Origin of the sequence: Streptomyces sp. NPDC058880 (assembly GCF_042742535.1) — a bacterium.
Taxonomy (GTDB): Bacteria; Actinomycetota; Actinomycetes; order Streptomycetales; family Streptomycetaceae; genus Streptomyces.
On record NZ_JBHYMC010000076.1, the window covers coordinates 8,257 to 32,756 of the forward strand.

Sequence of the window (24,500 nt, forward strand, 5' to 3'; positions counted from 1 at the left end):
CCTGCGTACCGCCCTGGGTGTTCCCGTTACCGCCACCCTGCGTACCGCCCTGGGTGTTCCCGTTACCGCCACCCTGCGTACCGCCCTGGGTGTTCCCGTTACCGCCACCCTGCGTACCGCCCTGGGTGTTCCCGTTACCGCCACCCTGCGTACCGCCCTGGGTGTTGCCGCCCTTGTTGCGCTTCTTCTTCTTGCCGTGGTGGTTGCCGTCGTGCTTCTTGTGGTCGTGCTTGCTGTGGCTGACGACGCTTTCCACCGATGTGGTGGGGGCCGCCATCGCGGAGGTCGAGGGGATGAGGATCCCGCCGGCGATGGCGGCGGCCGCCACGGCGGTCGCGAGGCGGAAACCTCGGCGCTTGCGGCGGGGCTGGGACGTCTCGAACTTACGGTTCATGGTTTTTCTCCTGATCGGAATTGAACCCTGAAAGGGCCCGTCATTTCGCGGCCTCCGCGATGTGGGGTTGCTTCCATCGCGTCCACGGCCTCTCCGGCTTTGCGACTTTCTGGCTTTCCGGTGGGGCCGCGTAACCAGTAAGCCCATTCACTGTGGCGGCGGTCATGTTCCGATAATTCGGGGCTTGACGTTTTCGCGCATGCGGGTTATTCGGAGAGCTTGGGGGATCCGGCCGACGGGTGCGGCCGTCCGGGATGGCGCGAAAACGATCATCGGGGGCGTTGTCGGGGAGGGTGATCCCTATGCTGACGGGATGCTCGACATACCTCTTTCAGCGTTGGAAGTCGCGATGGTGCAGACGGGCACCCGCGCCGTGGACACCCTGCGGGACACCGCGGCTTTCGCTCAGGAGGTGGAGCGGCTGGGTTATCGCCGTCTGTGGTACGCGGAGCATCACCACTCCCCCGCGATCGGCGCGTTCCCGCCGGTCGTGCTGACGGCGCACGCGGCTGCCTCGACCTCGGTGATCCGTCTCGGTTCGGGCGGGGTGCTGGCCCCCAACCACGCGCCGATCATGCTGGCGGAACAGTTTGGGACGCTGGCCGCCTTGCATGAGGACCGTATCGATCTGGGTGTCGGGCGTGGTCCGGGCACGTTCGACGAGGGTGTCGCGCGGGCGCTTCGCCGTGGGGCGGGGCCGGCGTCGGACGCGGAGTACCGCGACGACGTGGCTGCGATCTTGTCGTTCCTGGTGGAGGAGGTCGCGCTCGGGCCGCTGCCGGAGCCGTGGCTGCTGGCTTCCAGTGTCGCGGGGGCCGCTCTCGCCGCGGCGCTCGGTCTGCCGGTGGCGATCGCGCATCACATTCGCCCGGACAACACCCTTGCGGCCGTGGAGGGTTACCGGGCGGCGTTCACCCCGTCGCGCTGGTGCGAGCGGCCCCGGGTGCTGCTGTGTGTGGAGACGGTGTGTGCGCCGACGCAGGAGGAGGCGGTGTGGCGGGCGGGTCCGATGAACGTCGTCAAGGCCGGGCTGTTGAAGGGGCTGAGCGAGGTGCCGTTCCCCACGCCGGCGCAGGCGGCGGTCCATCCGTTCACCGAGCAGGAGCGGCAGGCGCTGGACGGTTTCCGTGCGCAGCAGGCGGTCGGGGCGCCAGGGGTGGTGGTGGAGCGGCTCGCGCACCTGGCGGGTGAGACCGGGGCGGACGAGTTGATGCTGACCACGCCTGTCTACGACCTGCGTGACCGGGTCGGTTCGTATGAGTTGGTCAGGAAGTACTGGGGGGCGACGGCGCCGTAGGGCGTGTCGGCGGGGCGGGGGTGGCGGGGTGTTTTCTCGTACGCCGGGACCGTTTCCGTAGACGTGTGCGAAGGAGTGGCGGGGGTGGCTGTTACAGGGCCGTGCACCCGTTCGGCGTAGGGGTGTGGGTCGTGGCGGGTGCCGGGGCTTGGGCGGTGGGGGGCTGCTGCGCAGGCGTGTCACGGCGGGTGGCGAACTGTCGTGTTCAGGGCGTCAATCGGGGCTTGACGGTTGCCCGATACAAGGGAGGGTTACGGACATATCCGGATTGGGAAACGGGGGTCGGGCGGGCGGTGTCCGGGGGTCGCTGGGGGCCAGAGTGTGATTCCTCGGCCAGCGCCGGGATTTTTTCAGGCCAGACCGGCAGCACCCGTATGCGTATTCGTGTCCGTGTGTGCTGGTGCCGGTCGGGGCCGTTCGTCGACGTCGAAGGGGTTCTTCCTCCATGTCCGCTTCCCCCGCCATCCGCCGTATCCTCGCCGTTGTCCTGGCGGCCGGCACCCTTGCCGGAGCCGCCGCCGTGCCCGCCGCGGCGGACGACCACCGCCGCGACCACCACGGCCGTCACTCCGCCCTCGTCATCGGCGACGTCAGCCACGACAGCCCGGTTCGGGGCGACCGTTCCAACCGCGCCCTGAACCGTGAATGGGTCGAGATCAGGAACACCGGCCGGAGCGGCGTCAACCTCCGCGGCTACACCCTCACCGACCAGCAGGGCAACCGCTACCGCTTCCCCGACTTCCGTCTGGAGGGCCGCTCCGCCGTCAAGGTCCACACCGGACGGGGCCGCGACAGCCGCCACGACCTCTATCAGGGCCGCACCCGCCAGATCTGGGACGACCGCGACACCGCCACTCTGCGCGACCGCCGCGGCGGTGTCGTCGACACCGAGTCCTGGGGCCGTCGCGGGCACCAGCACCGCGGCTGATCCCGGTCGGTGGTCGCCCCGACGGGGACGGTGACCGCCGGCCGCCCGGGGGCGGGGTGTCACGGCCGGGCGGGCCGTGGCACCCCGCAGTCGTGCGCAGGTGGGTGGGTGCGGGTGCATTCGGGTGGCGGCGTGCCGTGTCGGGCTGGTGGCGGGGGGCCGGTTGGCGATGCTGGGCCGGGCGCGGCCCGGCGGGCGGCGCCTTCTCCCCCTGTCCCACGATGTGTAGGAGTACGGCATGACGGCGGACGCGGTCGGGCGTTTTCTGGCGGCTTTGGAGCCGCTCCGGCGGGAGGCCGTGGCGGGCAGGCCGCGCGAGGAGCAGGAGCGGCTGGCGGCCGCGTGGGAGGAGGAGCTGGGTTCGGACGACGAGCTCGACACCCTCGACGAGTTGTCGCCGGCGGCGGCGGAGGCCGAGGCGGCCCGCCGGGTGATGGACCGCGAGGCCTGACCCGGCCACCGGGGCGGGTCTCGCGGCGAGGGGCGGGCCGGTCCCGGGCGGGCGGGCCTGCGGCCGGACCCGCTCGTGGTGCGTGGCTGCGGCAGGGGCAGGGGGCGCTGGCGGTGTCTTGGAGGGGCTGTGTGGGCCGGACGGTGGGAGGAGTCCGCGGTGGGGGTGGTCTGCCCTCCGGGCCCGGTCGGTGTGCGTCGAGCGGGCCGGGCGGGGGCTGGTGTGTGTGGTGGGGGGGTGGGGTCAGCGGCGGTGGATGCGGTCGATGCCGTACCAGCGGGAGACGCAGGCGGCGACCCAGTCCCGGCTGTAGGTGGTGGTGAAGAAGGGTTCGGCGAGGCTGGCGATGGGCAGCGGGCGGTAGCCGATGTCCGTGGCGCCTTGTGCCGCGGCGGTGCGGATGCGGGCGTTCTGGGCGTCCCAGGCGATGGAGCGGGCCACCGTGGTGGTGGTGAGTTGCTGGAGGGCGGGGACGAGGGAGGCCAGGGGGGCCAGGGTGAGGCAGAGCGCGGCGGTGACGGCGGCTGCCGGGGTGCCGGGGCTGGTGGGGTGGCGGCGGGCGGCCAGGCGGGGGCCGGCCCAGGCGCCGAGCAGGACTCCGTAGCCGCACAGGGCCAGTTCCATGGGTAGCAGGTAGCTCGTCCAGGTGCGGGCGTACGTCCAGCCGGTGGGCCCGTATCCGCTGCGCAGGCCGACCGCGACGGCGAACGATCCCAGGATGACCACGGGCAGGGGGAGCAGGAGCAGGGCGGCCCGTGTCGCCCGCCCGGGCGGCGGCGGGATCAGGGGCGGGGATGAGGGCGGGGATGAGGGCGGGGGTGAGGGGCGGGGTCGGGGGGTGCGGAGGGTGGCGGCGGCCAGGCCCAGGAGGAGGCCGGCGGCCGCGGCGGCGAGGTAGGCCCACTGGCTGGTGACGGTGTCCCACATGCGCAGCCAGTCCTCGTAGGTGGCCCGTAGTCCGCTCGCGGAGAGCAGTGGTTCTTTCTCGGGCTGTTGGGCGCGGCGCCAGCGGGCGCCGGGGGAGGTGTAGAGGACGGTGAGGCCGCACAGGAGGCCGGTGCACCACAGCAGGCACCAGGTGACGGGGCGCCAGGTGGTGGTCAGGCGTAGGCGGGGCAGGCACAGCAGGGCGGTCAGGGTGGCGGTCAGGCCGCTGACGAGGGCGAAGGGTTCGCTGAGGGTGCCGAGGGCGAAGCCGATGAGGAGGGCGCCGGTGAGGCCGGCGGTGCGGACGGCGCGGCGGGGGTGGTTGATGGTGGCCAGGGCCAGCAGGAGGGCCCACAGGCCGATGACGCCGGGCAGGGTGTGGGAGATGGTGGCGGGTGCCCACAGCAGGACCTGGTAGCTGCGGGTGCCCGCGTAGTAGAGGAGGGCCTGGAGGGTCAGGGCGCAGGCGGTCAGGAGCAGCAGGGGTGGGGTGCGGCCGAGGGCGTGCAGGAGGCGGCGGCCGAGGAGGACCAGGGCGGCGGTGAGCAGGACGGTGATGAGGGTGGGGAGGATTTTGGTGCCGGCCGGTCCGCCGCTGTAGAGGAGGCCGCTGAGGAAGGCGTTGGTGATGCGGCCGTTCTGGGTGGTGTAGAAGTCGGCGGTGATACCGAGGATGCCCAGGTCGCGGGTTTTCCAGGCGGCGCACCAGTCGTCGGAGGCGGGGCGGGTGTAGAGGCCGAGGAAGCATCCGACAGCGACGAGGGCTCCGGCGGCGGCGAGGAGGGTCGCGGCGGCGGGCAGGGCGACGCGTCGGAGCGGGTGGGGGTGGGAGTGGGTTCTTGGGCCGGTGCGGGAGGAGGGGGGCAGGTGTTCTTCCTCGTCCTCGGCCGCCACGGTACTCATGGGTCTCCCCTTCGCAGTGGGGCCCCTCGGGAGGGGCGGCCGGTGCGCCCCGCCGGCTGTGGTGATCACACGGCCCGCGAACACCCATGATGTGCACGGTTTGCCGTGTGCGGCATCCGGGCGGGGCGGGTGGGGGTGCGGGCTACTCACCCGGGCGGCGGGGTTGTGGTGGCGGGGCGGGTGGTGGTCTTCGAGGATGGGCCGCAGGGGCGGGCTGGTGCGCCCGGTGTGCGGGGGCGTGGTGTGCGGGGCGTGGGTGTGGCGGAGGGAGTGGCGGTGCCCGGTGTCCTTGGCTGCTGGGCGGTGGTCGCGGCGGCGCTCGCGGGTACGGCTTTCCCGGTGTGTGGTGCGGGGGGTCATGCGCCGCTGTCGCGGTTCACGGCTCCCACCGTGGGTGTGCTGTCCAATGTGGCTGCCGCCGAGGGGGTTTCGGCCGCGCGGGCCGCCGGTGCCCGGTATGTGGAGGGCAGTAATGTGCTGCGGCTGGCGTCGGGGCGGTGGTTGTATCTGCCGGCGGGGCGGTCGGCGTCGGTGGTGGTCGCGGCCGGGGACGGGCGGGCGTTGCGGCAGATCGGGCAGAGCCGGGCCTGGCTGGCCTCCGGGCGGATTCCGGGCAGGTCCGCGGCCGAGCGGGCGGCGGCCGGGCGGGCGCTGTTGGCGATGCGGGCGCTGTTGCGGCCGAACGGGGCGATGGCGGCGGGGTGGAGTCCGGGCTGGATGTATGCGTGGCCGCGGGATTCGAGTTTCGCGTGTGCCGCGTTCGCGCACACCGGGCATGACGCGGAGGCCTTCCGGATCCTGCGGCACAGTGCCGCCACCCAGCGTGCGGACGGCAGCTGGGAGGCGCGTACGAAGCTGGACGGTTCGGGTCCGCCGGACGGCCGGCGGTGGCAGCTCGATGCCAACGGCTGGGTGCCGTGGGCGGCGTGGCAGTGGTATCGGGCGGCGCCGGCGCAGGGGCGTCGGGAGCGGCTGATGGCCCTGTATCCGATGATCGTCAGGGCGGCCGACCGTGCGGCGGGTTCGCTGGGGGCGGACGGGCTGCCTCCGGCGTCCGCGGACTACTGGGAGTTGATGACGGCCACGGCGAACATCGGTACGGCGGCTCCGTTGCTGGCCGGGCTGAACGCGTCGGCGGACCTGGCGCGGGAGGCGGGCCGGCCGCAGGATGCGGTGCGGTGGGCGCGGGCGGCGCGGCGACTGTCGGCGGGGATCGCGAAGCGGTTCCTGCCGCTGGGCTATCAGCGGACCGTCGACGGGCGGCACGGGCGTGACAGTGCGGTGGCGTTCATGGCGCCGCCGTTCAATACGGCGGCCGCGGGTGTGCCGGCGGCGCTGGATGCGACCTATCGGGCGCTGCTGCTGCCCAACGGGGGGCTGACCCCGGGTGATGACCCGGGGGCTCCGTGGGGGCCCGTGGCGTGGACGCCCAGTACGGCGTTCTTCGCACTGGCGTGGGCCGCGGAGGGCCGGCCGGCGAAGGCGGGGCCGGTGCTGGAGTGGGTGCTGTCGAAACGGAACGCGCTGGGAGAGCTGCCGGAAAAGGTGGACAAGGAGGGCCGGCCGGCGTCGGTGGCACCACTGGCGTGGACGGCATCGATCGTGCTGCTGTCGCTGGTGGCGCTCGAAGCCGGCGAGATGGCGGCCCCGCCGCTGCAGCGGTAGGAGGCCCTGTTCTCCCGAAGCTGCCGTGAAGTGACAAGTAACTCAGCATGTCGTTAGGGCCTTGGCTTCTGCGCGAGGTGCAGGAACCTCGCTGCCAGTGAGGGCGGCGAAGTCGGCGTGGGCCAGTTCGACGGCTTCGGGGTACGCCGCCCGCTTCTCGTGCTCGGCGAGCGCCCGGTAGATGCTGGCGACGGAGGGGTTCCGTCCCTTGCGTTTGCCGGTGGGGATGATCAGGTCGGGCTGGATCTGCTCGACGGACTCGCCGCCCGCGCGGCGCCGCAGCACGGTGTGGAGCATGTCGTCGGTGATGACCGGGGGCCGGCCGCCGTGCTTGCCCTTGCGGGCGGCGGTGTCGAGCCCTTCGAGCGTGGACTCGCGGATGTTCTCCCGCTCGGTCTCCGCCATCGCCGCGAAGAATGCGAACAGCAGCTTGCCGGGGCCGGTGGGGTCGTAGATGCCGGGCAGGGGCCCGGCGAGCATCTCCAGGACCAGGCCGTGGGCGGTGAGGTGATCTGCGAGCGCGGTGAGTTCGGCGGCGTCGCGGCCAAGCCGCTTCATCTCGTACACGGTGAAGATGACCCGGCAGTGCGGGGCGTGTGCCTTGACCTCCCGGGCCGTTCGCAGCGCATCCTCGAACTTCGGGCGGACCCGCACCCGGGTGCTGATCTTCTCGGCGAAGATCATCTCCCTCGGGATGCCGTGCTTGCTGAGCGCGTCGAGCTGGGAGTCGAGTTCCTGCCCGAGCGTCGAGCAGCGTGCGTATCCGATGCGGATATCCGCGCTCGGCAGGTCGGGGTCGATCGGCGCCGGCGGCGGGGTGCCGGGCCACCACGGCTGGCCCGGACCGCGGTCGGCCGGGGTGGGCACCCGCAGCGCCTTCTTCAACCGGGGCACCATGGTGAAGCGGCGGGTGTGGTAGGCAGAGGCGACCGCGCCGCCGCGGGAGCGGCAGGGCGAGCCGGGCTGGGCGTCACACTTCGGACATGCGTGCTGTTCGACGTCGTCGGCGTCCGGCCAGTCGGTTGGGGAGGGCTGCTGAGGGTCCGTCATGGGCCCGGATTTTCGCACAATGCAATTCTCAGAAAGGGGTCCGTCCCACTTTTGAGTGAGAACGCGTTCTGCGAACGAATCCGGGTCCGGCGGGGGTTCGTCGGCCCGTGATTGATCTTGCTCGCGCAAAGGACCGTTTATGAGAACCGTCTGGTCTCATTGGAGTTCGCTGAAGCGTTCGGTTGCTCGGGTGCGTCCGGCGACGATGATGGTGTCGTCGGCTTCGACGACGGTTTCGGGGGTGGCGTAGGTGAAGCCTTCGCCGGGGCGTTTGATGGCGACGACGGTGATTCCGTAGCGGGTGCGGACGGCGCTGTTGGCCAGGGGGAGGCCGATGATGTCGGCGGGCGGGTTGGTTTTGACCATGGCGAAGTCGTCTTCGAATTCGATGTAGTCGAGCATGCGGCCGCGTACGAGGTGGGCGACGCGCTGGCCCATGTCGTGTTCGGGGTAGACGACGTGGTGGACGCCGAGCTGGGTGAGGATGCGGCCGTGGGCTTCGCTGATGGCCTTGGCCCAGACGTTCTCGATGCCGAAGGAGATCAGCAGCGATGCGGTGAGGATGCTGGCTTCCAGGTCGGTGCCGATGGCGACGACGGCGCGGTCGAACTCGTGCACGCCGAGCTGGCGCAGGGCGTCCTCTTTGGTGGAGTCGGCCCGCACGACGTGGGTGAGAGAGCCGGAGAGGGCCTGGACGACTTCGGCCTTCTCGTCGATGCCGAGGACTTCGGTCTCTTCGTCGGCGAGTTCCATGGCCAGGGCGCGGCCGAAGCGGCCCAGGCCGATGACGACGACGGAGCCCTGGGGTCCGGTGCGGCGCTTCTTGGGGGCGGGTTTCCTAGCCAATGACGGGTCGCTCCTCGGGAAGGTCGTACAGGCGGACACGGGTGCGCAGGGCGAGCGCGGAGGCGACGGTGATGGGGCCGAGCCGGCCGATGAACATCAATCCGATCAGCAGCAGCTGCAGGCCGGCGTGCAGGTCGGCGGTGATGCCGGTGGACAGGCCAACGGTGGCGAAGGCGGAGGTCACCTCGAACAGCGACCGGTCCAGGGTGTGGTCGGTGAAGACCATGAAGGCCACGGTGGAGGTGGCAACGGCCGCGACGGACAGCAGCACCACGGTCAGGGCCTGGCGCTGGAGGTCACCGTGCAGGCGGCGGTGGAAGATGTTCACCGCGCCCTCGCCGCGGATCTCGGCGTATATGACGAAGAACAGCACGGCGAACGTGGTGACCTTGATGCCGCCGGCGGTGCCGGCGCTGGCGCCGCCGATGAACATCAGCACGTCCGTGCCCAGCCAGCTGGCGGGGTTCATCTGGGAGGTGTCGATGCTGTTGAACCCGGCGGTGCGCGGCATGACGCCCTGGAAGAACCCGGCCAGCAGCTTCCCCGGCGTGTCCAGCGGGCCCAGCGTCGCCGGGTTGGACCATTCGATCGCGGTGATGAAGGCGCTGCCACCGACCAGGAAGACCCCGGAGGCCCACAGCACGATCTTGGTGTGCAGGGACCAGGCCCACGGTCGGCGCCAGCGGCGGCGCAGCTCGAACAGCACGGGGAATCCCAGCCCGCCCGCGATGACCGCCAGCGCGATGGGCAGGCAGATCCACGGGTCGGTGACGAAGCCGATCAGGCTGTCGGAGTACAGGGCGAATCCGGCGTTGTTGAACGCCGAGACGGCATGGAAGACGCCCAGCCAAGCCGCGCGAGGCCAGGTCTCGTCGTAGGCGGTGGCGAATCGCAGGGTCAGTACCAGCGCGGTGACCGCTTCCAGCAGCAGGCTGACCTTGACCACACCGGTCACGACCGAGCGGACATCACCCAGTCCGAGGGTCTTGGTCTCCGCGGCGGCCGTCATGCGCGCTTTCAGGCCCATGCGGTTGGACACCAGCAGCACCAGCAGGGAGGCGAAGGTCATGATGCCGAAGCCGCCCACCTGGATGAGCGCCAGGATCACCGCCTGCCCGAATCCGGTCCAATATCCGGGAGTGTCCACCACTACCAGGCCGGTCACGCACACCGCGGAGGTAGAGGTGAACAGCGCCTCCATCGCACCGGCACCACCGGGCCCGGCCTTGGCCACCGGCAGCATCAGCAGACCGGTCCCGGCCGCGACCGCCGCGGCGAAGCCGGCCACGACCGCCTGCGCCGGATGCCGAAGACGCGGCCACCGACGCGTCACCACTCCAAGCCCTCCGCTTCGCGGACAGGCACCACGATTGTTCGCACTGGAAGACGATAGACAACCCCGCCGCCATTCCCGGCACCGGACTCTGCCGTGGTCCCTGCGCCGTGTCTAGGCTTGCGCCATGCGACCTCAGACCAGCACCAAACCCCTCCCTCACTGGTCCGTACCGGGCTCGCAGGCGACCGGGTGAAGCACTCCGGGCCCGGCCGCGACCTGCGGCGCATCGAGTACGCACTCCTGGTCGCCGCCGCGGTTCTGGTCACCGTCGGTGCTCTCACTGACTTGCTGTGGCTGCTGGGCATCGGGGCATGCGCTCTGATCGCCGCCGGTCTGATCGAAATGATCTACCGGCCGTGACTGACCCCGATGGCTGGCGCTCACGTCGCCCGCCCCTGGCAGCAGTCCGGGCACAGCAGCCCTGGGGAAGACGCCGGACTCGCCATGCCTTCAGGACGGCGTCTTGGCCGTGAGGCCCGCCGCCTGGGGCGCGATACGAGGACCGGGCAGCGTGGCCGCCGCCGCGGCGGCGAGGTCGAGGTGAGAGGTCATGTCCAGCTCGAACCGTCCGTAGGGGTTCACGTGCGTCCAGAACAGGGGGGACAGGGCCCGCCGGTCGGCGTCGGTCAGGCGCTCCCGCCACTTCTTCTCGCTCAGGATGTCCTGGAGGAGCAGGGTGTTGACGTGCACCAGCGCGGACTGGAGCAGGTGCAGGGCGAGCATGGAGACCTCCTGGGACTCCTTGTCGGAGCCGGTCAGGTCGCCATCCTTGCCGTAGAACAGGTCATGGTTGGCGGAGTTCCAGTTCTCCACGACCTGGAGGCCGTCGTTGATCTCGCGGCGCAGGCCGCCATCCGCGAGGTAGTCGCAGATGAACGCCGTACGGGCCGCCCGCCCCAGTTCCTCGATCGCGCGGTAGGTGGGGTGCTTGGGCCCGCCGCGGGTGAAGCGGCGCAGGACCTGCTCGGCCTCGGCGGTGCCCAGGCGCAGGGCGGTGGTGTACTTCACGATCTGGTCGTACTGCTGGCGGATCAGGTCCCAGTCGATCGTCTTGGTCGACAGCACCGGCACCAGGTTCGGCCACTTCTGGTCCTCCCCGGCCGTCGGCCGGTACAGCCGCGCGGAACCGACGTTCTTCAGCCGGGGGAGCAGGTTGAAGCCGAGCATGTGGGCGAAGGCGAACGCGACGATGGAGGCACCGTGCGTGTCGGTGTACTGCCGGTCGATCTCCACGTCCGTGCAGTGCCGCAGCACGCCTTCGATCATCGCGGCGACCTCGGAGGCCGAGCAGGTTTTGAGCTGGCTGTAGACGCACAGCGACTTCTTCTCGACGTGCCAGTAGATCATCACTCCGGGGCCGCGGTAGCGCTGGTGCCACTCGGTCATGAAGTTGCTGGACCAGGAGCCGAACTTCTTGGAGTCGCTCGCGCAGGCGGTGCCCTCGCCCCACCACGCCTGATCGCGGGCGGCGAAGGTGGCGTTGACCAGCCGCACCAGCGCCGCGCGCAGGTTGGTCCGGTTGACGAACAGGTGCCGCACTCGGCGCAGGACGGCCTCGCTCTCGCCGTGCTTGCCGGTGACCGCGACCCGCTTGATGCCCATGTTCGTACCCAGCGCGAACAGCACCAGCAACAGCCGGCGCCGCAGCACCGCCTTCGGTACCGCCTCGCGTGTGGCGACCGAGGTGAACTCGGACGTGAAGCCGGTGGCGAACTCGGCCTCCTTGAGGATGTCGATCAGGTCGATGGTGCCCCAGCGGCGTTCGATCTCCGCCTTCAAAGCGACCAGGTTCTCCGGCTCCTCCTGCTTGCCAGCGGCGAGACCTTGATCCACGGCTCACCGTGCCGGCGGACGATGTCCACCCCGCCCGTGGTTCCCACCTCCAGCGCCGTGTCGAAACGGGACAGGGCCTCGCGCAACCACTGTTGAAGGGCCCCGATGAACTTCTCCGAGTCCTGCGGCTGGCGGATCGCGTCGTAGTGCACATCGCGGTTGTCCTCGAAGTCCGTTGGCAGATCGTCCTCCGGGTTCTGCCAACGGTTCGCGCCCGGCACCCAGATCTCCCGCCGCCGCAGCGCGTCCCGCAGCGCCACCAGCACGCACAGCTCGTACGGGATGCGCTCCCACCCGGCCGCGCTCGTCCACCACCGCCTTACGCCACTCATCGCGCACCACCCCCGCCAGCGGAATCTTCTCCGCCTCATCGAAGAACGCGCCCTCCCTGGCGATGGGCTGATCCAGATACCGCTTGAGCAGGTCGATCGCGTCCATCACCGGCCGGTAAGCGGTGTTGTTGCACTTCAGCTCCAACGCGTTCAGCAGCGGCGAGAGCATCCGCCGCCAGTGGCCCGAGTACGACGAGCGCAGCACCGTACGCACCCGGGCCCGGTAGCGGGCCTCGTTCGCCGCCGCCTCCGCCGCCAGGGCCTTCAGCGTCGACTCCCCGGCCACCGGATAGATCGTCTTGCGGACCGTGCCGCCCGGCTCGGCGACCGCCGCCTCCGCCAGCCGCAGCAGGATGCCCTCCTTGCCGCGGACCCGCTTCATCTCCTTGTTGAACTCGCCCTCGACCTTCTTCTCCGCCCGCGTGTTGATCTTCTGCACGAGCTGGATGAACAGCTCCACCAGCGAGTCGGTGATCTCCGTCTCCCGCACATGGCACAGCGCGGACAGCAACGTGTAGCGCACCGGGCCGCCCGCCGCCCGCAGGTCCGAGGGGTACTCCTTCGACGCCCGTGCCCGCCAGGCGGCCACCAACTTCTCCGACACGTCCCCGAACAGCTCCGGCGGCAGCTCCAGCGCGGACCCGCTGGAGCTTGTTCACCTCCGCCAGGAGGCTGTCCAGCCCCAGCGCGCCCGGGTCGGCCTTCAGCTCGGTGAAGAACGTGCCCCCGCCGCCCGTGCTGTCCTCGCTCGCGTCAGCGTCCTCGGCGATCAGGTCATCCAGCCGGGACCGGGTCGCTGCAGACAGTCGGCCCACCGTGGTCGCGCAGAACCGTTCCTCGAAGGTGCTGACCGCCGACCCCACCAGGCGGGCGATACGCCCCGGCGTCGGCGGCTCCAGCCTGTCCTTGCGGCAGCGGGCCACCACGGCCTCCGCCAGCCGGTCCCTCGACCGCTCCACCCCGCATAGCTCCACCGCCAGCCACTCGGCGAGCTGGGCCTGGTCCTCCTCCGTGCACTCACGGAAGCCGAACGCGCCCCGGATCTCCACCCGGTGCCGCTTGATCGCCCGCCCCGCCCAGTCGTACGCGGCCGACTCCTCAGCGGGCACCTTCACCTGCTGGGCGACGTACGACACCGCCGGCGCCGGGATCTCCTCGGCGTTCTCCGGGAACCGGGCCTCCACCTCGAAGAACTTCAGCAACAGCGCGAACCCCAACCGGTTCGCCCCCGACTTGTTCCGCAACCGCTCCTGATCCTCCTCCAGCAGCGTCCAGACCTCGATCAGGTCCTCCGGCTCCCACTCCTGCCGCACCCCGGGCTCCTTCCGGTCGTCATGGCCGGACCAACGTCGCCGAGCACGGCCCCCGATGAACCCAGAAGATCGAAAACGCTGACAAGTCCACCCCAGATCCGCTACAGAGAGCTACTTATCACTTCGCGGCAGCTTCGGGAGAACAGGGCCTAGGAGGGCAGACACGCAGGCCCCCGGCAGTCGGGGGCGGTGTGGAGGTTTCCCGGGGCGGACGTCTGGCGGGGCGGGGGCGGACACTTCCCGGGGCGGGGCGGGGGCGGACACGTCCCGGGGCGGGGCGGCAGCGCAGGCGCCTGTGCGGCGGCCACCACCCGCTGCGCCTGCGCCTGCGGCTGCGGCTCGGGCTGGGACTGGGGCTGGGACTGGGGCTGGGACTGGGGCTGGGACTGGGGCTGGGAGTTGTGGTCCTGGGGGCTGAGAGATGGGGCTGGACGGTGCTTGTGCTTGTTCCGGGGCGGGGTGGCGGAGGTGCTTCCGGCGGGACGGCGTCTGCGCCCGCGTCCTGGGCCGCGCCTGCGGCTGGCGTCTGGGCGGGGCGGTGGCGGCCGGGCGCGGGGCTCTGGCCCGGTGTACCGCGTACCGCTCTCGGCCGCGAGGCAGGCCAGTGGGGACGGCAAGGGGAGGCGAAGGGCTTCGGTGCAGGCGCGCCGGGCCGGGGGGCGGCGAGGCGGTCGAGGCCCGGGGCGGGGCAGGTGAGGGGCGGGGACGGGGCAGGTGGGGGGCGGGGGTGGGGGTGGTGCAGCCCTGGGCGGGGCGGCGGAGAGGTCGTTCAGGGGCCGGAGAGTCTCGGGTACTCCCGGGCCGGGGCGGTGTCCTCAGGGCAGGCGGCGGTGCGGGCCGCGGCGGTGGCGGGGAGGGTGGTGAGGGCGGGGCGGCGCAGGGGCACCGTCGTGCGTGGGGCGCAGGCGGGTGGTGCGGGAAGCGGTCACGGCGGCCCCGGTCGCCGGTGGCCAAGGCCGGGCAGGCCGGGCAGGCGGGGCGGGCGGTGGGGGGCGAAGGCCGGCCGCCGCGATCTGACCCGAGGTGGTCGAGCGGGCCGCCTCGGACGGCAGCAATGGCGAGGACGGCCGGGGTGGCCCGGGTGGTCATCGTCGCTCACGCGGGGTGGCTATTCGTGGCGGACGGCCTGGGCGACAGCGGTGGGGGTGACGGCGCGGTGCCAGGGCACGGACGGTGCGGGTCCGCCGGGGACCGGAGTGGGGGTGGGGGTGGGGGTGGGCGGGGGCGTGGTGGTCAGGTGCAGGTCGGCGTCCAGGCCGAGGGCGGCGGCCAGACCGGTGCCGTCGGGTGCGGTCATGGCGGCCGGGGCGCCGGTGTAGAGCATCTGGGACTCGGGCCAGAGGGGCGCTTGGCCGGGGAGGGTGACGGCGGCGGTGCCGGTGGCGGCGCGGCCGGCGAGGAGGTGGCCAGCGGCGGCGACGGCGCCGTAGCCGCCTTCGGCGCCCGCTTCGGCGGGTGGGGAGAAGGAAGGGGCGGCACCGGCGGTGGTGGCCAGGGTGGTGGTGACGGTGCCGGTGGAGGGGCGGCGGAAGGTGAGGAGGATGCCGTCGTCGTGTGGTGTCGCAGACAGGACACCGGTGGTGGCGGGCAGGCCGGTGGGGAAGGGTCCGGCGAGCGGGGCGCCGGGGGCGGGTTGGGTCCAGGCCAGGACGGTGCGGTCGGTGGCCGCGTACACGTGGCGGCGTCCGGCGCTGTCGGTAGCGGTGACCGGGTCGCCTTGCAGACCGGTGCCGCCCAGGGACTGCCAGGGGCCGAAGGCGGTGTCGGGGGCGGGCTGGGTGCGGGTGTGCAGGGTGCGGCGGGAGTCGCGCATGTAGACGGTGATGCGGCCGGTGGCGTCCGCGGTGGCGGTCGGTGCGCCGGTGGCGATGATGTCGGGAGCGGCGGTGGTGTCGGGGGTGGCGAGGCTGTGCCAGGGGCCGAAGGCGGTGTCGGGGGTGTTTTGGAGGGCGTAGACGGCTTCGCGCCGGTAGTCCTGGGGGGTGCTGCCCAGGGTGGTGCGGGTGGCGAAGACGGCGATGCGGCCGTCGGGTAGGCGGGTGGTGGACGCGCCGGGGTCGATGGTGGTGCCGGGTGCGGTGGCGGGCAGGAAGCCGGGGCCCTGCCAGTCGGCGTCGGGGGTGGGGCGGGTCCAGTAGGCCATCTGGCCGTCCAGGGCGGCGAAGGCGTAGAGCCGGCCGGGGGTGCCTTCGGTCATCCAGGTGGTGCTCTCGCCGCGGCTGTAGCGGATGGTCTGGTTCCATCCGGCGCCGGTGGGACGGGTCGCGGTCTTGCGGTCGCCGCAGCCGGCGGGGCTGCCGCACCAGTCCTGGTGGTCGCTCCAGGCGTAGGTCTTGAGGTAGCCGAGTTTCTCCTCGGCGGCCTTCGCGTCGAGGGTGGGGGGCAGGGAGCTGTTGGGGTAGCTCACGTAGTTCTGGATGGAGAAGTGCGGGCGGTCGGTGGAGGCGGCGTAGCGTTCGGTGGCGGCCTGCACGAAGCGGGCCCCGTACATGTGGTCCTGGTGGTCGAGGAAGGCGCCGGCGGGCCGGGTGCGGCCGGGGGTGGGGTCCTGGGTGCGGATGGTGGTGGGCCGGTAGAGCGCGAAGACGTTCGCGATGGCCTGGACGGCCTGTTCCTTGGTGTAGGAGAAGGGGGTGGTGACGGGGGTGCCGGAGGCGAGTTGGGAGCCGAGGGCGGGGATCGTGCCGTCCCACAGGCCGCGCAGGCTGTCGGGGTTGTCACCGGAGATGCTGCGGGCTTCGCGCATCTGCATCCACACCAGGTTGACTTCGGGACGGTCCAGGAGGATGTCGATCTCGGCGCTGCCGCCGCCGGTGGTGGGTACCAGGGTGCGCTGCCAGGCGCTGGTGCGGCGGCCGGTGGCCATCTCGGCGTAGGCGGCGCGTATGCCGTTCTGGCGGGCTTCGGCGTAGGCGGCACGGTCAGCGGGGCGGGTGGGGTCCTGCAGGTGGGGGCTGTGGGCTTCGTTCCTGCCGTCGGACTCGCCGGCGGTCAGGTAGACGGTGGTGACCTTGACGCCGGTGGATATGGAGCGGCTGAGGTCGGGGTTCATGAAGAAGAGATCGTCGTCGGGGTGCGCGACGACCTGGAGGACCGTGCCCTGGGTCACACTGGGGCGCTGGAGGGTGTGGGGGGCCGCGGGCCGGGGAGTGCTGGTGTATCCGTAGGCCCAGGTGGTGATCCCGGCGGCGCCAGCGGTGAGCACGGCGAGCAGGGCCGCGGTGCGGGTGCGGCTGGCCAGGGACATCTGCGGGCGCCTTGGGGGTCGGTCCGGTGCGGGGGTGCGCCGAAGGGCGGAGGGGGTCGGGGCCCCGACGGCTCGAGCACTTCCGGAGACGACCGGGGCCGATTATGCCCGGCAGGTTTTCCACTGACACACCCTCATGCGGCATATGAAAACAAACCAGTTGAATGCGATATATAGGCTATATGTCCGCATTTGGGGGTGTTGGGTGGGGGTGCGGCGAGGGGTGGCATGGCGTGCGTCACCGCCGGGGGTCGCTCCGGGCCGGCAGGTGTGCCGCTGCCGGGCGTGTACGGGTTTCCGTGAGTTCCCGAGGGATTCTCAACAGTCGCCGCAGGCCCTGCGGGACTACAGCGCTACGGAACGGGCGGGAGCAGGCCGTACGGATTCCTTCACGGGTGCGCCGGCCAGCGGACGGCCGGAGAACGGGCAGGCATGCGGTCGCGCGGGGCGGCGGTGAGGTCGCTCACACCGGCCAGTACGGAGACCGCCAGTACGAGGGCAGCCGGTACAGGGGCAGCCGGCACGAGGGCCGCCGGCGGGCATCACAGCGCCGGTCCCGAACCAGAACCAGGGCCAGAACCAGGGTCAGAACCAGGGCCAGGGCCGGGACCAGGGCCAGGGCCGGGGCCGGGGCCGGGCGGGGCGATCACCCCGGCGCCGCGTGGCGTGGCGCGTCCCGGCTCGGCGCGGCGCGGCGCACGGGCGGGATCTGATGGACGGGCAGGAGGCTGGTAGACGGGCGGGATCTGATGGACGGGCGGGGGGTTGGTGGCCGGTGCCGCCGGACCGGCGCGCTGCCGTGCAGCTCCCGACCGGCACACCCGCCGGTGCGGCCGCGGGCGACGCTGGGGAGCACCGCGAGCAGTCTCGGCGCACCGACGCCGCCCGCAGCAGATGCACCCCGCCCCCCGCCCCCCGCCCGCCGCCCGCCGCCCGCCGCGGCAGCGCCCCGAGCGGTGTGGCGACGCACCGGCACAACGGAAACCCGATACGCAGGCAGGCCGACTCCGCCAGCGACCACCCTGACCCACCCGCCGAAACCGGCGGCCCCGACACCGAGACAGTACGGAGGTTGCTCCCGGGCAGGGCACGTCCCGACACCCCGTCCGGCCGGACAGGGCGCCGGCGGGCCGACGCCGGAGACCCGAGGACGGACGAGGGCTACGCCCGGGACGGGCAGAGCAGAGCGGCCCGGAACCGCCGCACCCGGGCCCCTGCCACACCGGGCGGCACACCACAAGGGCCCCAGCACCACAAACGGCATGCGGCCGGGCCAACACGAACACACAGCCAACAATCCCACCAACACCACGCGCCCACGGAACCCGGCGCCACTACGCCCAGGCTGGACGCAAGACGCCAATACCAGCACCGGACCCCACTCCCCCACCCCCCGGGCCGACAGCCGACGACACCACGCCTCAGGCCCAGCCGACGAACCGACCACGACAAGGGCACCTCACCAGCGCCGGCACCCCCCGGCCCCGAGACCGCGGGCACGGCCGAAGCCAGGCCGAGGCAGGGGCGCAGCCGAAAACGAGGCAGGGGTGAGGCAGAAGACGCGGCGGGGGCGGAGCGGCCTGCCCGACCGCCGCGATGCGGTGCCGTACGCCGGCTTGGCCGGCCCCACCTGCGGGCAGGGACCGCCGGCCGGCAGGAGCACCCGACACACCCACCCGGGCCAGGCCGGGCCGGGCCGGGTGCGCGGCGCGTGCCCGAACGGCGCCGGCGGGCCGGCGGGTTGGCGGGTTGGCGGGTTGGCGGGTTGGTCCTGCCAGCCGCACGAACACACGGGGAGTACGGGTGCGCGAAGCGTGCGGAGGCCCGGGGGGGTGCGGGGTGGGCGGTGGGGTGGGCGGTGGGGTGGGCGGTGGGGTGGGCGGTGGGGTGGGCGGTGGGGTGGGCGGTGGGGTGGGCGGTGGGGTTCTGACGCCTGTGTGCCTCGTGTGCCGCCGCCGGTTCCTCCGCCGGGGTGCGCCTGCCCATGTCCCTCCCGCGGGCGGGTGTTACCTCAGGCCGATCTCCTCGCAGGTGGCCTTGAGGGCGTCGGTGCAGATCTCGTCGATGGTGTAGACACCATCGAGGACCACGGTGGCGCGGATGTTGTCACGGGTCACCGATGTGCCGGGGATGAGGACGGCCGGGATGCGCTTGGCGGTCGGACTGCTGACCACCTGGTTGATAATCCCGTCGATCTTCTCGCCCCGAGCGAGGAGGACGGCGAGTTCAGCGGCGGCCTCGGCCTCGCGGGCATAGGGCTTGTAGACAGTCATGTACTGCTCGCCTGCCACGATGCGCCGCACGCCGGCGAGTTCGGCGTCCTGACCGGTGACCGGGGGCAGCGGGGACACGCCGGCGGCCTTGAGGGCGGTGATGATACCGCCAGCCATGCCGTCATTGGCGGAGTAAACACCGACGATCTTGTCCTTGCCGAGCACGGAGAGCGCGGCCGCCATGTTGGTACCTGCGTTCTCCGGCTTCCACTCGACAGTGTCGTACTCCTTACCGACGTTCACCTTGCCGTCCAAGACGGAGCGAGCACCGGCCTTGAAGCTGGCAGCGTTGGGGTCGGTGACCGCGCCGTTCATCATGACGATCCTGCCGGTCCTGGCCCGATCACCCAGGGCCGCGAGCAGGGCCTTGCCCTGGACGCGGCCGACGTCCTCGTTATCGAAGGACGTATACGCGTCAATGGGGCCCTCGGCCAGGCGGTCGTAAGCGACCACGGCGATGCCGGCCTCCTTGGCCTTCACCACCGCGCCCGCGATCGCCTTGGAGTCCACCGCGTCGATGACCAGAACGTCGACCTTGTCCTTGATCATCTCGTCGGCCTGGGCACTCTGCCTGGCCGCATCCCCCGCCGCGTTGGCGTAGAAGACCCTGCCCTTGCCGAGGGTCAGCAGGGCAACCTTCTTCTCCATCAGCGGCTTGTCAAACTTCTCGTACCGCGCAGTCTCGTTCTCGGGCAGCAGCAGACCGATCCTGACCGCATCACTACTCCCGGCATCAGCGGCGCCATCCGTAGTACCACAGGCGGTAACCGTGACAGCAAGCGCCGCGACAGCCAAAGCAACGGGGGCACGCCCCAGATACACATTCACGAGGTGAGCCTCCCTAACAGGGCCGTGTCCTTACGGCCAAAGTGGACGCAGTCAACGCGCCCCCACACACCGCCGTCAAGAAGTGAACCCTTAACAAGATGACAACGCTGTCACCACACTGCCCCACCACACCCGGTCAGCACACTCCCCCAACCGAAACCACCCAACCCCAACCATGACATCAACTCCTGAACAAACCCGAGCCAATCAACGGTCGACACCTAACACGAAAACGCCACAGACGACTCCAGCAAAACCCCAACACCTTCCCCAACCCCCAACCGTTCCGACGGACCACGACACGCGAGGATCTGTACGGTCAACGGTGGATCTTCGAACGGGAAGTGACACCTGATGACAGACGTGACGATCGCGGCTGAGGCCGTGGAGGGAATGAAGCCCGCCGGGGCGCCGGACGCTCTGGACGACCCGCTGATCAGCCAGCTGGTGGACCGGGCCAAAGCCGACGGGATCAGGCTGACCCGACAGGGTGGCCTGTCGCAGCAACTCACGAAGACGATCATCGAATCCGCTCGCGAGGGCGAGATCACCGATCACCTCGGGCACGAGAAGCACGAGAAGACCGGGGCGGGCAACACACGGAACGGCACTCGTTCGAAGACCGTGGTCACCGAGGCCGGTCCGGTCGAGATTGACGTCCCCAGGGACCGGGCGGGCAGCTTCGAGCCGCGGATCGTCAAGAAACGGCAGAGCCGGCTGACCGGCGTGGACGAGATGGCCCCTCCTTGTCCGCCCACGGCCTCACGCTCCGTGGCGGGACATGCCCGTCGCGTACGGGCCGAGGAGCCGGATCTACGACCTGTTCCGCCGGTGGCAGCGGAGCGGCACCTGGCACCGGATCATGACCCGGCTGCAGTCCCTGGCCGACGCGAAGGGGGAGATCACGTGGGACCTGAGCGTCGACTCCACGGCCTGCCGCGCCCACCAGCATGCGGCCGGGGCCCGCAAGCGGGGTGACCTGCAGTAGGAACCGTCGGGCGGTGTGTTCACCGAGCTGGATGATCATGGACTGGGTCGCTCACGCGGCGGGTTCACCACCAAGCTGCACCTGGCGGTTGAGCAGGGCCAGAAGCCCATGTCGATCGCGATCACGGCCGGGCAGCGCGGCGACTCGCCGCAGCTCGAACCCGTGCTGGAGCAGGTCCGCGTGCCCCACATCGGGCCGGGCCGGCCACGCGTCCGCCCCAATCGGGTGCGGGCCAGACAACGCTAACGCTCCCGCAAGAACCGCGCCTACCTGCGCCGCCACGGGATCCGCTGCACCATCCCGGACAAGGCCGACCAGGCGCGCAACCGTCGAAAGCTCGGCTCCCGCGGAGGCCGGCCGCCACGCTTCGACCCGGTCGACTACCGCGAACGCCATGCGGTCGAGTGCGGCATCAACCGCCTCAAAAGGCACCGGGCGGCCGCGACCCGCCTCGACAAGCTCGCCGTCCGCTTCGAAGCCACCGTCCTTGTCGCCGCGATCGGAGAATGGCTGTGACGGACGGAGCCGTCGATGCAGCCTGCCCGCGTCGAGCGCACCCTCGCCGACGATCACAGCCAGCTGGCCCAGCCGAAAGTCAGGATGTAAGCGCGCTTGACCGCGGTCCACCCGCGGCGACCGCCACCCACAGTTGCAGCAAGAGCGACGGTGAACCAGAACGCAACAGCTCCGCCAACGATCAGAGCCCATGCGGTGCCGCCAAAGGCAGCGAACAAGACCACGATAAAGACCACCACGACGAGCCCGGCATGGGCACCGCCGATGCTCACACGGAACATCTCGCGCATGACGCGGCGGTCCTCTGCGAGAACCTTCTCGTAAGCGTTCAGCTCTCGCTCTGGAGCGTCCTGCTTCCCCATCCCCCGCTCCACGAGCCCCCCCCTCAACACCCCGGCCAAGCAGAGTCCGGCAATCCCATGGACGCACCAGTCCGCCACAGCGTTGCCTCTCATCCACTTTCGACGCACGCCCTAGTTGGCCCCGGTGAGCGTTGCTGTTGTCACGCAGGGTAGCGGTTGGTGCGCCGACCTGCTGTCCAGCTGGCCGGTGCACCCGCTAACGGCACACCCCCGGATGATCCGGTATCTTGAACACGTTCAAGATACCGAGTCCGGGGGTTTGGTCATGCAGGCTGCTGCGCGAGCGAGTATTCATCCATGGCAGTTCGGCCTCGTGCTGTGCGCCGTGGTCACCCCCCTACCGGTGCTGATCGTGTGGTTCGCGGGTTCCAGCATCCCGGCGCTCGCCCTCGCGACCGCCGCGGTGGTCTCCGTGCCGCTGTTCCTGTACGCCCGGCCGTCCGGCTTCGTCTACGTCGCGGGCACCATCGCGGCGCTGCTGGTGCTGTGGTCGTTCATCGGCGCGATGGCCGGGATGTTCCTGTTCTTCCCTTCGGCGCTGCAGCTCCTGCTGGCAACCGGGGCGGACCCGCGCGAACACCCCACCGCCGCCAGGGTGATGGCCGGTGCCGGACTCCTACTGTCGGCGGGGGTCGTGGTGCAGTCGTTGAGGCACTGAGGGCTCCCAGGGGTGCCCGGCTAGCGGGTGCGCGGCCGGTTGAAGCAGAGCATGTTGCCGGCGGGCTCCGCCTACTCTGATGTCGTACTCCGCTTCTATGCTCCTGCGATGACGTCTTACGAAGGCACGCATCCCACCGTTCTCGTCCGGGTGGACAACCTCCATGCCCAGATCGACGAGCAGCTCGCAGCAGCTATCCAGGCGATCTGGGAGGGTGGCATCGACACGTGCACGTGCTGCCAGGACTTGGCCGAGAGCAACTCGGATTGGCCAGGGAAGTTGCCGCACATGGCGGAGTGGGTGGAGTCCCGCCGCGGCTGGATGCTCATCGACTTTCCGGTCGACAGCGGACTCTCCTTCCTCTCGGCCGTAGCAAATGCCGGACCGCGGGATGCCTTCTACGTGCGGATGACGCACTGGGCTGCCCCCGATGCCTGGGACGTGAAGATCAAGCCGATGGACGCGGCAATGTTTCAGGGCGACCAGCCATCGGACTTCGCCCTGCGCCTCCTGCAGGTCAGCTTTCCTGCCTTACGACCTGCCGGAACTGACCCGACGCCTCCGCGAACACATCGCAGGCCGTACGGTGCCGCCTGCCCCCGCTGACTGGAGCACGGTGGGGCGAGCTTCAGGGCTGTCAATCCAACGGCTCTGTCCCGTAATCGGCGGCAACGACGGGTGACGGGTCGCCGTTGATGTTGCATGCGAGATGTCAACGAGCTTGTGGGCGTGGTGTTTTCGGGACTGTCACCGCTGGTCGTCGAGGCTGTGACGGGCGAGGGCGAGTTCATCCGGGTGTCGGCCCGGACCCGGGAAGAGGCGGTGCCGTGCCCGGTGTGCGGGCAGCCGACGAGGCGGGTGCACGGCATCCACCGACGTACGATCGCGGACGTGCCGGCGGACGGCAGGCGGGTCGTGGTGTCGGTACAGGTCCGGCGCCTGGTCTGCCCGGTCCTGGGCTGCCCCCGGCAGACGTTCCGTGAACAGGTCCCAGGCCTGATCGAACGCTATCAGCGGCGCACACGTCGACTCGCCGACCAGCTCGGTCAGGTAGTGAAAGAGTTAGCGGGCCGGGCGTGCGCCCGCCTCTCCCGTGTCCTGGCCACAGCGATATCCCGCTCGACGGCCCTGCGGCTGCTGGCCCGTCTGCCCTTGCCCGTGGTGAGGGTGCCGCGCGTTCTCGGTGTCGACGGCTTCGCGCTCAAGCGCCGCCACCGCTACGCGACTGTCCTGACTGACGCCGAGACCGGCGAGCGGGTCGATGTGCTCCTGGGCCGCGGTGCCGACACCCTGGAACAGTGGCTGCGCGCGCATCCCGGCGTCGAGATCGCCTGCCGCGACGGATCCGGCGCCTACGGCGAGGCCGTGCGCCGGGCCCTCCCTGAAGCAGCGCAGGTCAGCGACCACTGGCACCTGTGGAAGAACCTGTGTGAGAAGCCCCTGGCCGAGGTCCGCTCCCACAGCGCCTGCTGGGCCACCGCCAACACGCCCCGTCCGGCCGGCGTGCACGAGCGAATGACACGCGAACGCTGGCATCAGATCCACGACCTCCTGAACAAGGGCGTCGGCCTGCTCGAATATGCGCCCGCCGCCTGAACCTGGCCCTGACCACTGTCAAGCGCTACGCGCGCACCCGCGAACCAGAGGCCCTGCGCCGGGCACCGCGATACCGGCCCACCCTGGTCGACCCCGACCGCGACCGCCTCCTGCTCACCCACCCCGACCGCCTCCGGGACAAGGACACGGCCCTCCTCGCCGAGCTCACCGCCGCCTGCCCCGCGATGACCCAACTAGTGTCCTGCGCCGGGAGTTCGTTGAATTAGTAGGCTGTCTCCATGGTGAAGATGGGGCGGCCGATGGCCGAGCTGGTGTTGTCCGAGGATGAGCGGGCGACACTGGTGCGCTGGTCGCGGCGGGCGAAGTCCTCTCAGGCGCTGGCTCAGCGGTGCCGGATCGTGCTGGGGTGTGCGGACGGCAAGACGAACCGGCAGGTTGCCGACGAGCTCGGTATCTGGCCGCAGACCGTGGGCAAGTGGCGGCGGCGCTTCCTGGAGCGCCGGATGGAAGGACTTGTGGACGAGCCCCGGCCCGGCGCCCCGAGGAAGATCACCGATGACCGGGTCGAGGAGGTCGTCGTCGCCACGCTGGAGCGGTCACCGAAGGACGCCACGCACTGGTCGAGGGCTTCGATGGCAGCCGAGAGCGGACTGTCGAAGTCCTCGGTCGGCCGGATCTGGAAAGCGTTCGGTCTCAGAGGACGTTAAGTCCGTTCTTCCTCGGTTCGTGATCGCTCGATCGTGGTACTGATCGCCATGCCGGACACCTGCTAGACATGTCCATGCTGAGATGCGGG

General features: G+C 70.9%; 20 protein-coding genes and 3 pseudogenes. 11 read left to right on the top strand and 12 right to left on the bottom strand.

From position 1 onward, the window contains the following. Nucleotides 1–394 (bottom strand): hypothetical protein (locus ACFW2G_RS29305; RefSeq protein ID WP_384681102.1); only part of this gene is annotated, 394 nt, incomplete at its 3' end. A gap of 313 nt (nucleotides 395–707) precedes the next feature. Here ACFW2G_RS29305 and ACFW2G_RS29310 point away from each other — a divergent pair. The 3 genes from ACFW2G_RS29310 (at nucleotide 708) to ACFW2G_RS29320 (ending at nucleotide 3,070) form a co-directional block, all read left to right on the top strand. Beyond that, a complete protein-coding gene (locus tag ACFW2G_RS29310) occupies nucleotides 708–1,691 on the top strand; it encodes an MsnO8 family LLM class oxidoreductase (protein WP_384454629.1) in 984 nt (327 codons plus the stop codon). Nucleotides 1,692–2,136: 445 nt separating this feature from the next. Further along, nucleotides 2,137–2,619 (top strand): lamin tail domain-containing protein, encoded by a 483-nt coding sequence (locus ACFW2G_RS29315; protein WP_384585059.1) that lies wholly within the window; start codon nucleotides 2,137–2,139, stop codon nucleotides 2,617–2,619. A gap of 238 nt (nucleotides 2,620–2,857) precedes the next feature. Next, nucleotides 2,858–3,070, top strand: coding sequence for a hypothetical protein (locus tag ACFW2G_RS29320; RefSeq protein ID WP_384585056.1), 213 nt, complete (start codon nucleotides 2,858–2,860; stop codon nucleotides 3,068–3,070). 243 nt (nucleotides 3,071–3,313) lie between these two features. Here ACFW2G_RS29320 and ACFW2G_RS29325 read toward each other — a convergent pair whose 3' ends face one another. Then, nucleotides 3,314–4,900, bottom strand: coding sequence for a DUF6056 family protein (locus tag ACFW2G_RS29325; RefSeq protein ID WP_384585053.1), 1,587 nt, complete (start codon nucleotides 4,898–4,900; stop codon nucleotides 3,314–3,316). A gap of 252 nt (nucleotides 4,901–5,152) precedes the next feature. On the opposite strand from ACFW2G_RS29325, the gene ACFW2G_RS29330 reads away from it, so the two are divergent. Then, a complete protein-coding gene (locus tag ACFW2G_RS29330; RefSeq protein WP_384454620.1) occupies nucleotides 5,153–6,565 on the top strand; it encodes a hypothetical protein in 1,413 nt (470 codons plus the stop codon). Nucleotides 6,566–6,607: 42 nt separating this feature from the next. Here ACFW2G_RS29330 and ACFW2G_RS29335 read toward each other — a convergent pair whose 3' ends face one another. The 3 genes from ACFW2G_RS29335 to ACFW2G_RS29345 all read right to left on the bottom strand — a co-directional run bounded on the left by ACFW2G_RS29335 (nucleotide 6,608) and on the right by ACFW2G_RS29345 (nucleotide 9,749). Continuing rightward, the gene (locus tag ACFW2G_RS29335; protein ID WP_384585050.1) at nucleotides 6,608–7,615 is read right to left on the bottom strand and encodes a recombinase family protein; all 1,008 of its coding nucleotides are present in this window, start codon (nucleotides 7,613–7,615) and stop codon (nucleotides 6,608–6,610) included. A gap of 156 nt (nucleotides 7,616–7,771) precedes the next feature. After that, nucleotides 7,772–8,461 carry a potassium channel family protein gene (locus ACFW2G_RS29340; RefSeq protein ID WP_384454614.1) on the bottom strand — a complete coding sequence of 230 codons (690 nt, stop codon included), beginning with the start codon at nucleotides 8,459–8,461 and terminating at the stop codon, nucleotides 7,772–7,774. Continuing rightward, nucleotides 8,454–9,749 (bottom strand): TrkH family potassium uptake protein, encoded by a 1,296-nt coding sequence (locus ACFW2G_RS29345; RefSeq protein ID WP_384454611.1) that lies wholly within the window; start codon nucleotides 9,747–9,749, stop codon nucleotides 8,454–8,456. The genes ACFW2G_RS29340 and ACFW2G_RS29345 overlap by 8 nt, the downstream gene beginning before the upstream one ends. 237 nt (nucleotides 9,750–9,986) lie before the next feature. On the opposite strand from ACFW2G_RS29345, the gene ACFW2G_RS29350 reads away from it, so the two are divergent. Beyond that, nucleotides 9,987–10,157, top strand: coding sequence for a hypothetical protein (locus ACFW2G_RS29350; RefSeq protein WP_384454608.1), 171 nt, complete (start codon nucleotides 9,987–9,989; stop codon nucleotides 10,155–10,157). A 90-nt stretch (nucleotides 10,158–10,247) separates the two neighbouring features. Here ACFW2G_RS29350 and ACFW2G_RS29355 read toward each other — a convergent pair whose 3' ends face one another. The 5 genes and pseudogenes from ACFW2G_RS29355 to ACFW2G_RS29375 all read right to left on the bottom strand — a co-directional run bounded on the left by ACFW2G_RS29355 (nucleotide 10,248) and on the right by ACFW2G_RS29375 (nucleotide 19,623). Continuing rightward, complete coding sequence (locus ACFW2G_RS29355; RefSeq protein ID WP_384585047.1) at nucleotides 10,248–11,630, bottom strand: transposase; 1,383 nt, start codon at nucleotides 11,628–11,630, stop codon at nucleotides 10,248–10,250. Between the two features lie 3 nt (nucleotides 11,631–11,633). Next, nucleotides 11,634–12,566 (bottom strand): hypothetical protein, encoded by a 933-nt coding sequence (locus tag ACFW2G_RS29360; protein WP_384454647.1) that lies wholly within the window; start codon nucleotides 12,564–12,566, stop codon nucleotides 11,634–11,636. A gap of 307 nt (nucleotides 12,567–12,873) precedes the next feature. After that, nucleotides 12,874–13,275, bottom strand: a pseudogene (locus ACFW2G_RS29365) (DUF4158 domain-containing protein); the annotation flags it as partial. A 1,108-nt stretch (nucleotides 13,276–14,383) separates the two neighbouring features. Further along, nucleotides 14,384–16,522, bottom strand: a complete 2,139-nt coding sequence (locus tag ACFW2G_RS29370) for a PIG-L family deacetylase (protein ID WP_384585044.1) — start codon at nucleotides 16,520–16,522, stop codon at nucleotides 14,384–14,386. Nucleotides 16,523–18,528: 2,006 nt separating this feature from the next. After that, complete coding sequence (locus ACFW2G_RS29375) at nucleotides 18,529–19,623, bottom strand: sugar ABC transporter substrate-binding protein (protein ID WP_384585041.1); 1,095 nt, start codon at nucleotides 19,621–19,623, stop codon at nucleotides 18,529–18,531. Nucleotides 19,624–19,977: 354 nt separating this feature from the next. On the opposite strand from ACFW2G_RS29375, the pseudogene ACFW2G_RS29380 reads away from it, so the two are divergent. Together ACFW2G_RS29380 and ACFW2G_RS29385 are read left to right on the top strand one after the other, a co-directional pair. Continuing rightward, a pseudogene (locus ACFW2G_RS29380) lies at nucleotides 19,978–20,390 on the top strand (transposase); the annotation flags it as partial. Between the two features lie 14 nt (nucleotides 20,391–20,404). Beyond that, nucleotides 20,405–20,611, top strand: a complete 207-nt coding sequence (locus tag ACFW2G_RS29385) for a hypothetical protein (RefSeq protein WP_384454596.1) — start codon at nucleotides 20,405–20,407, stop codon at nucleotides 20,609–20,611. A 51-nt stretch (nucleotides 20,612–20,662) separates the two neighbouring features. Here ACFW2G_RS29385 and ACFW2G_RS29390 read toward each other — a convergent pair whose 3' ends face one another. Together ACFW2G_RS29390 and ACFW2G_RS29395 are read right to left on the bottom strand one after the other, a co-directional pair. Then, nucleotides 20,663–21,184, bottom strand: a complete 522-nt coding sequence (locus ACFW2G_RS29390; RefSeq protein ID WP_384454594.1) for a hypothetical protein — start codon at nucleotides 21,182–21,184, stop codon at nucleotides 20,663–20,665. Beyond that, a complete protein-coding gene (locus tag ACFW2G_RS29395; RefSeq protein WP_384454591.1) occupies nucleotides 21,181–21,489 on the bottom strand; it encodes a hypothetical protein in 309 nt (102 codons plus the stop codon). Before ACFW2G_RS29395 ends, ACFW2G_RS29390 begins: the two co-directional genes overlap by 4 nt. Before the next feature lie 265 nt (nucleotides 21,490–21,754). On the opposite strand from ACFW2G_RS29395, the gene ACFW2G_RS29400 reads away from it, so the two are divergent. From ACFW2G_RS29400 to ACFW2G_RS29415, 4 genes and pseudogenes are all read left to right on the top strand, one after another. Then, nucleotides 21,755–22,147, top strand: coding sequence for a hypothetical protein (locus ACFW2G_RS29400; protein WP_384585038.1), 393 nt, complete (start codon nucleotides 21,755–21,757; stop codon nucleotides 22,145–22,147). Nucleotides 22,148–22,255: 108 nt separating this feature from the next. Further along, nucleotides 22,256–22,753, top strand: coding sequence for a hypothetical protein (locus ACFW2G_RS29405; protein WP_384454585.1), 498 nt, complete (start codon nucleotides 22,256–22,258; stop codon nucleotides 22,751–22,753). 126 nt (nucleotides 22,754–22,879) lie between these two features. Next, nucleotides 22,880–23,958, top strand: a pseudogene (locus tag ACFW2G_RS29410) (ISL3 family transposase); the annotation flags it as partial. Nucleotides 23,959–23,982: 24 nt separating this feature from the next. Further along, nucleotides 23,983–24,411 (top strand): helix-turn-helix domain-containing protein, encoded by a 429-nt coding sequence (locus ACFW2G_RS29415; RefSeq protein WP_384454582.1) that lies wholly within the window; start codon nucleotides 23,983–23,985, stop codon nucleotides 24,409–24,411. The last annotated feature ends 89 nt before the right edge of the window (nucleotides 24,412–24,500 follow it).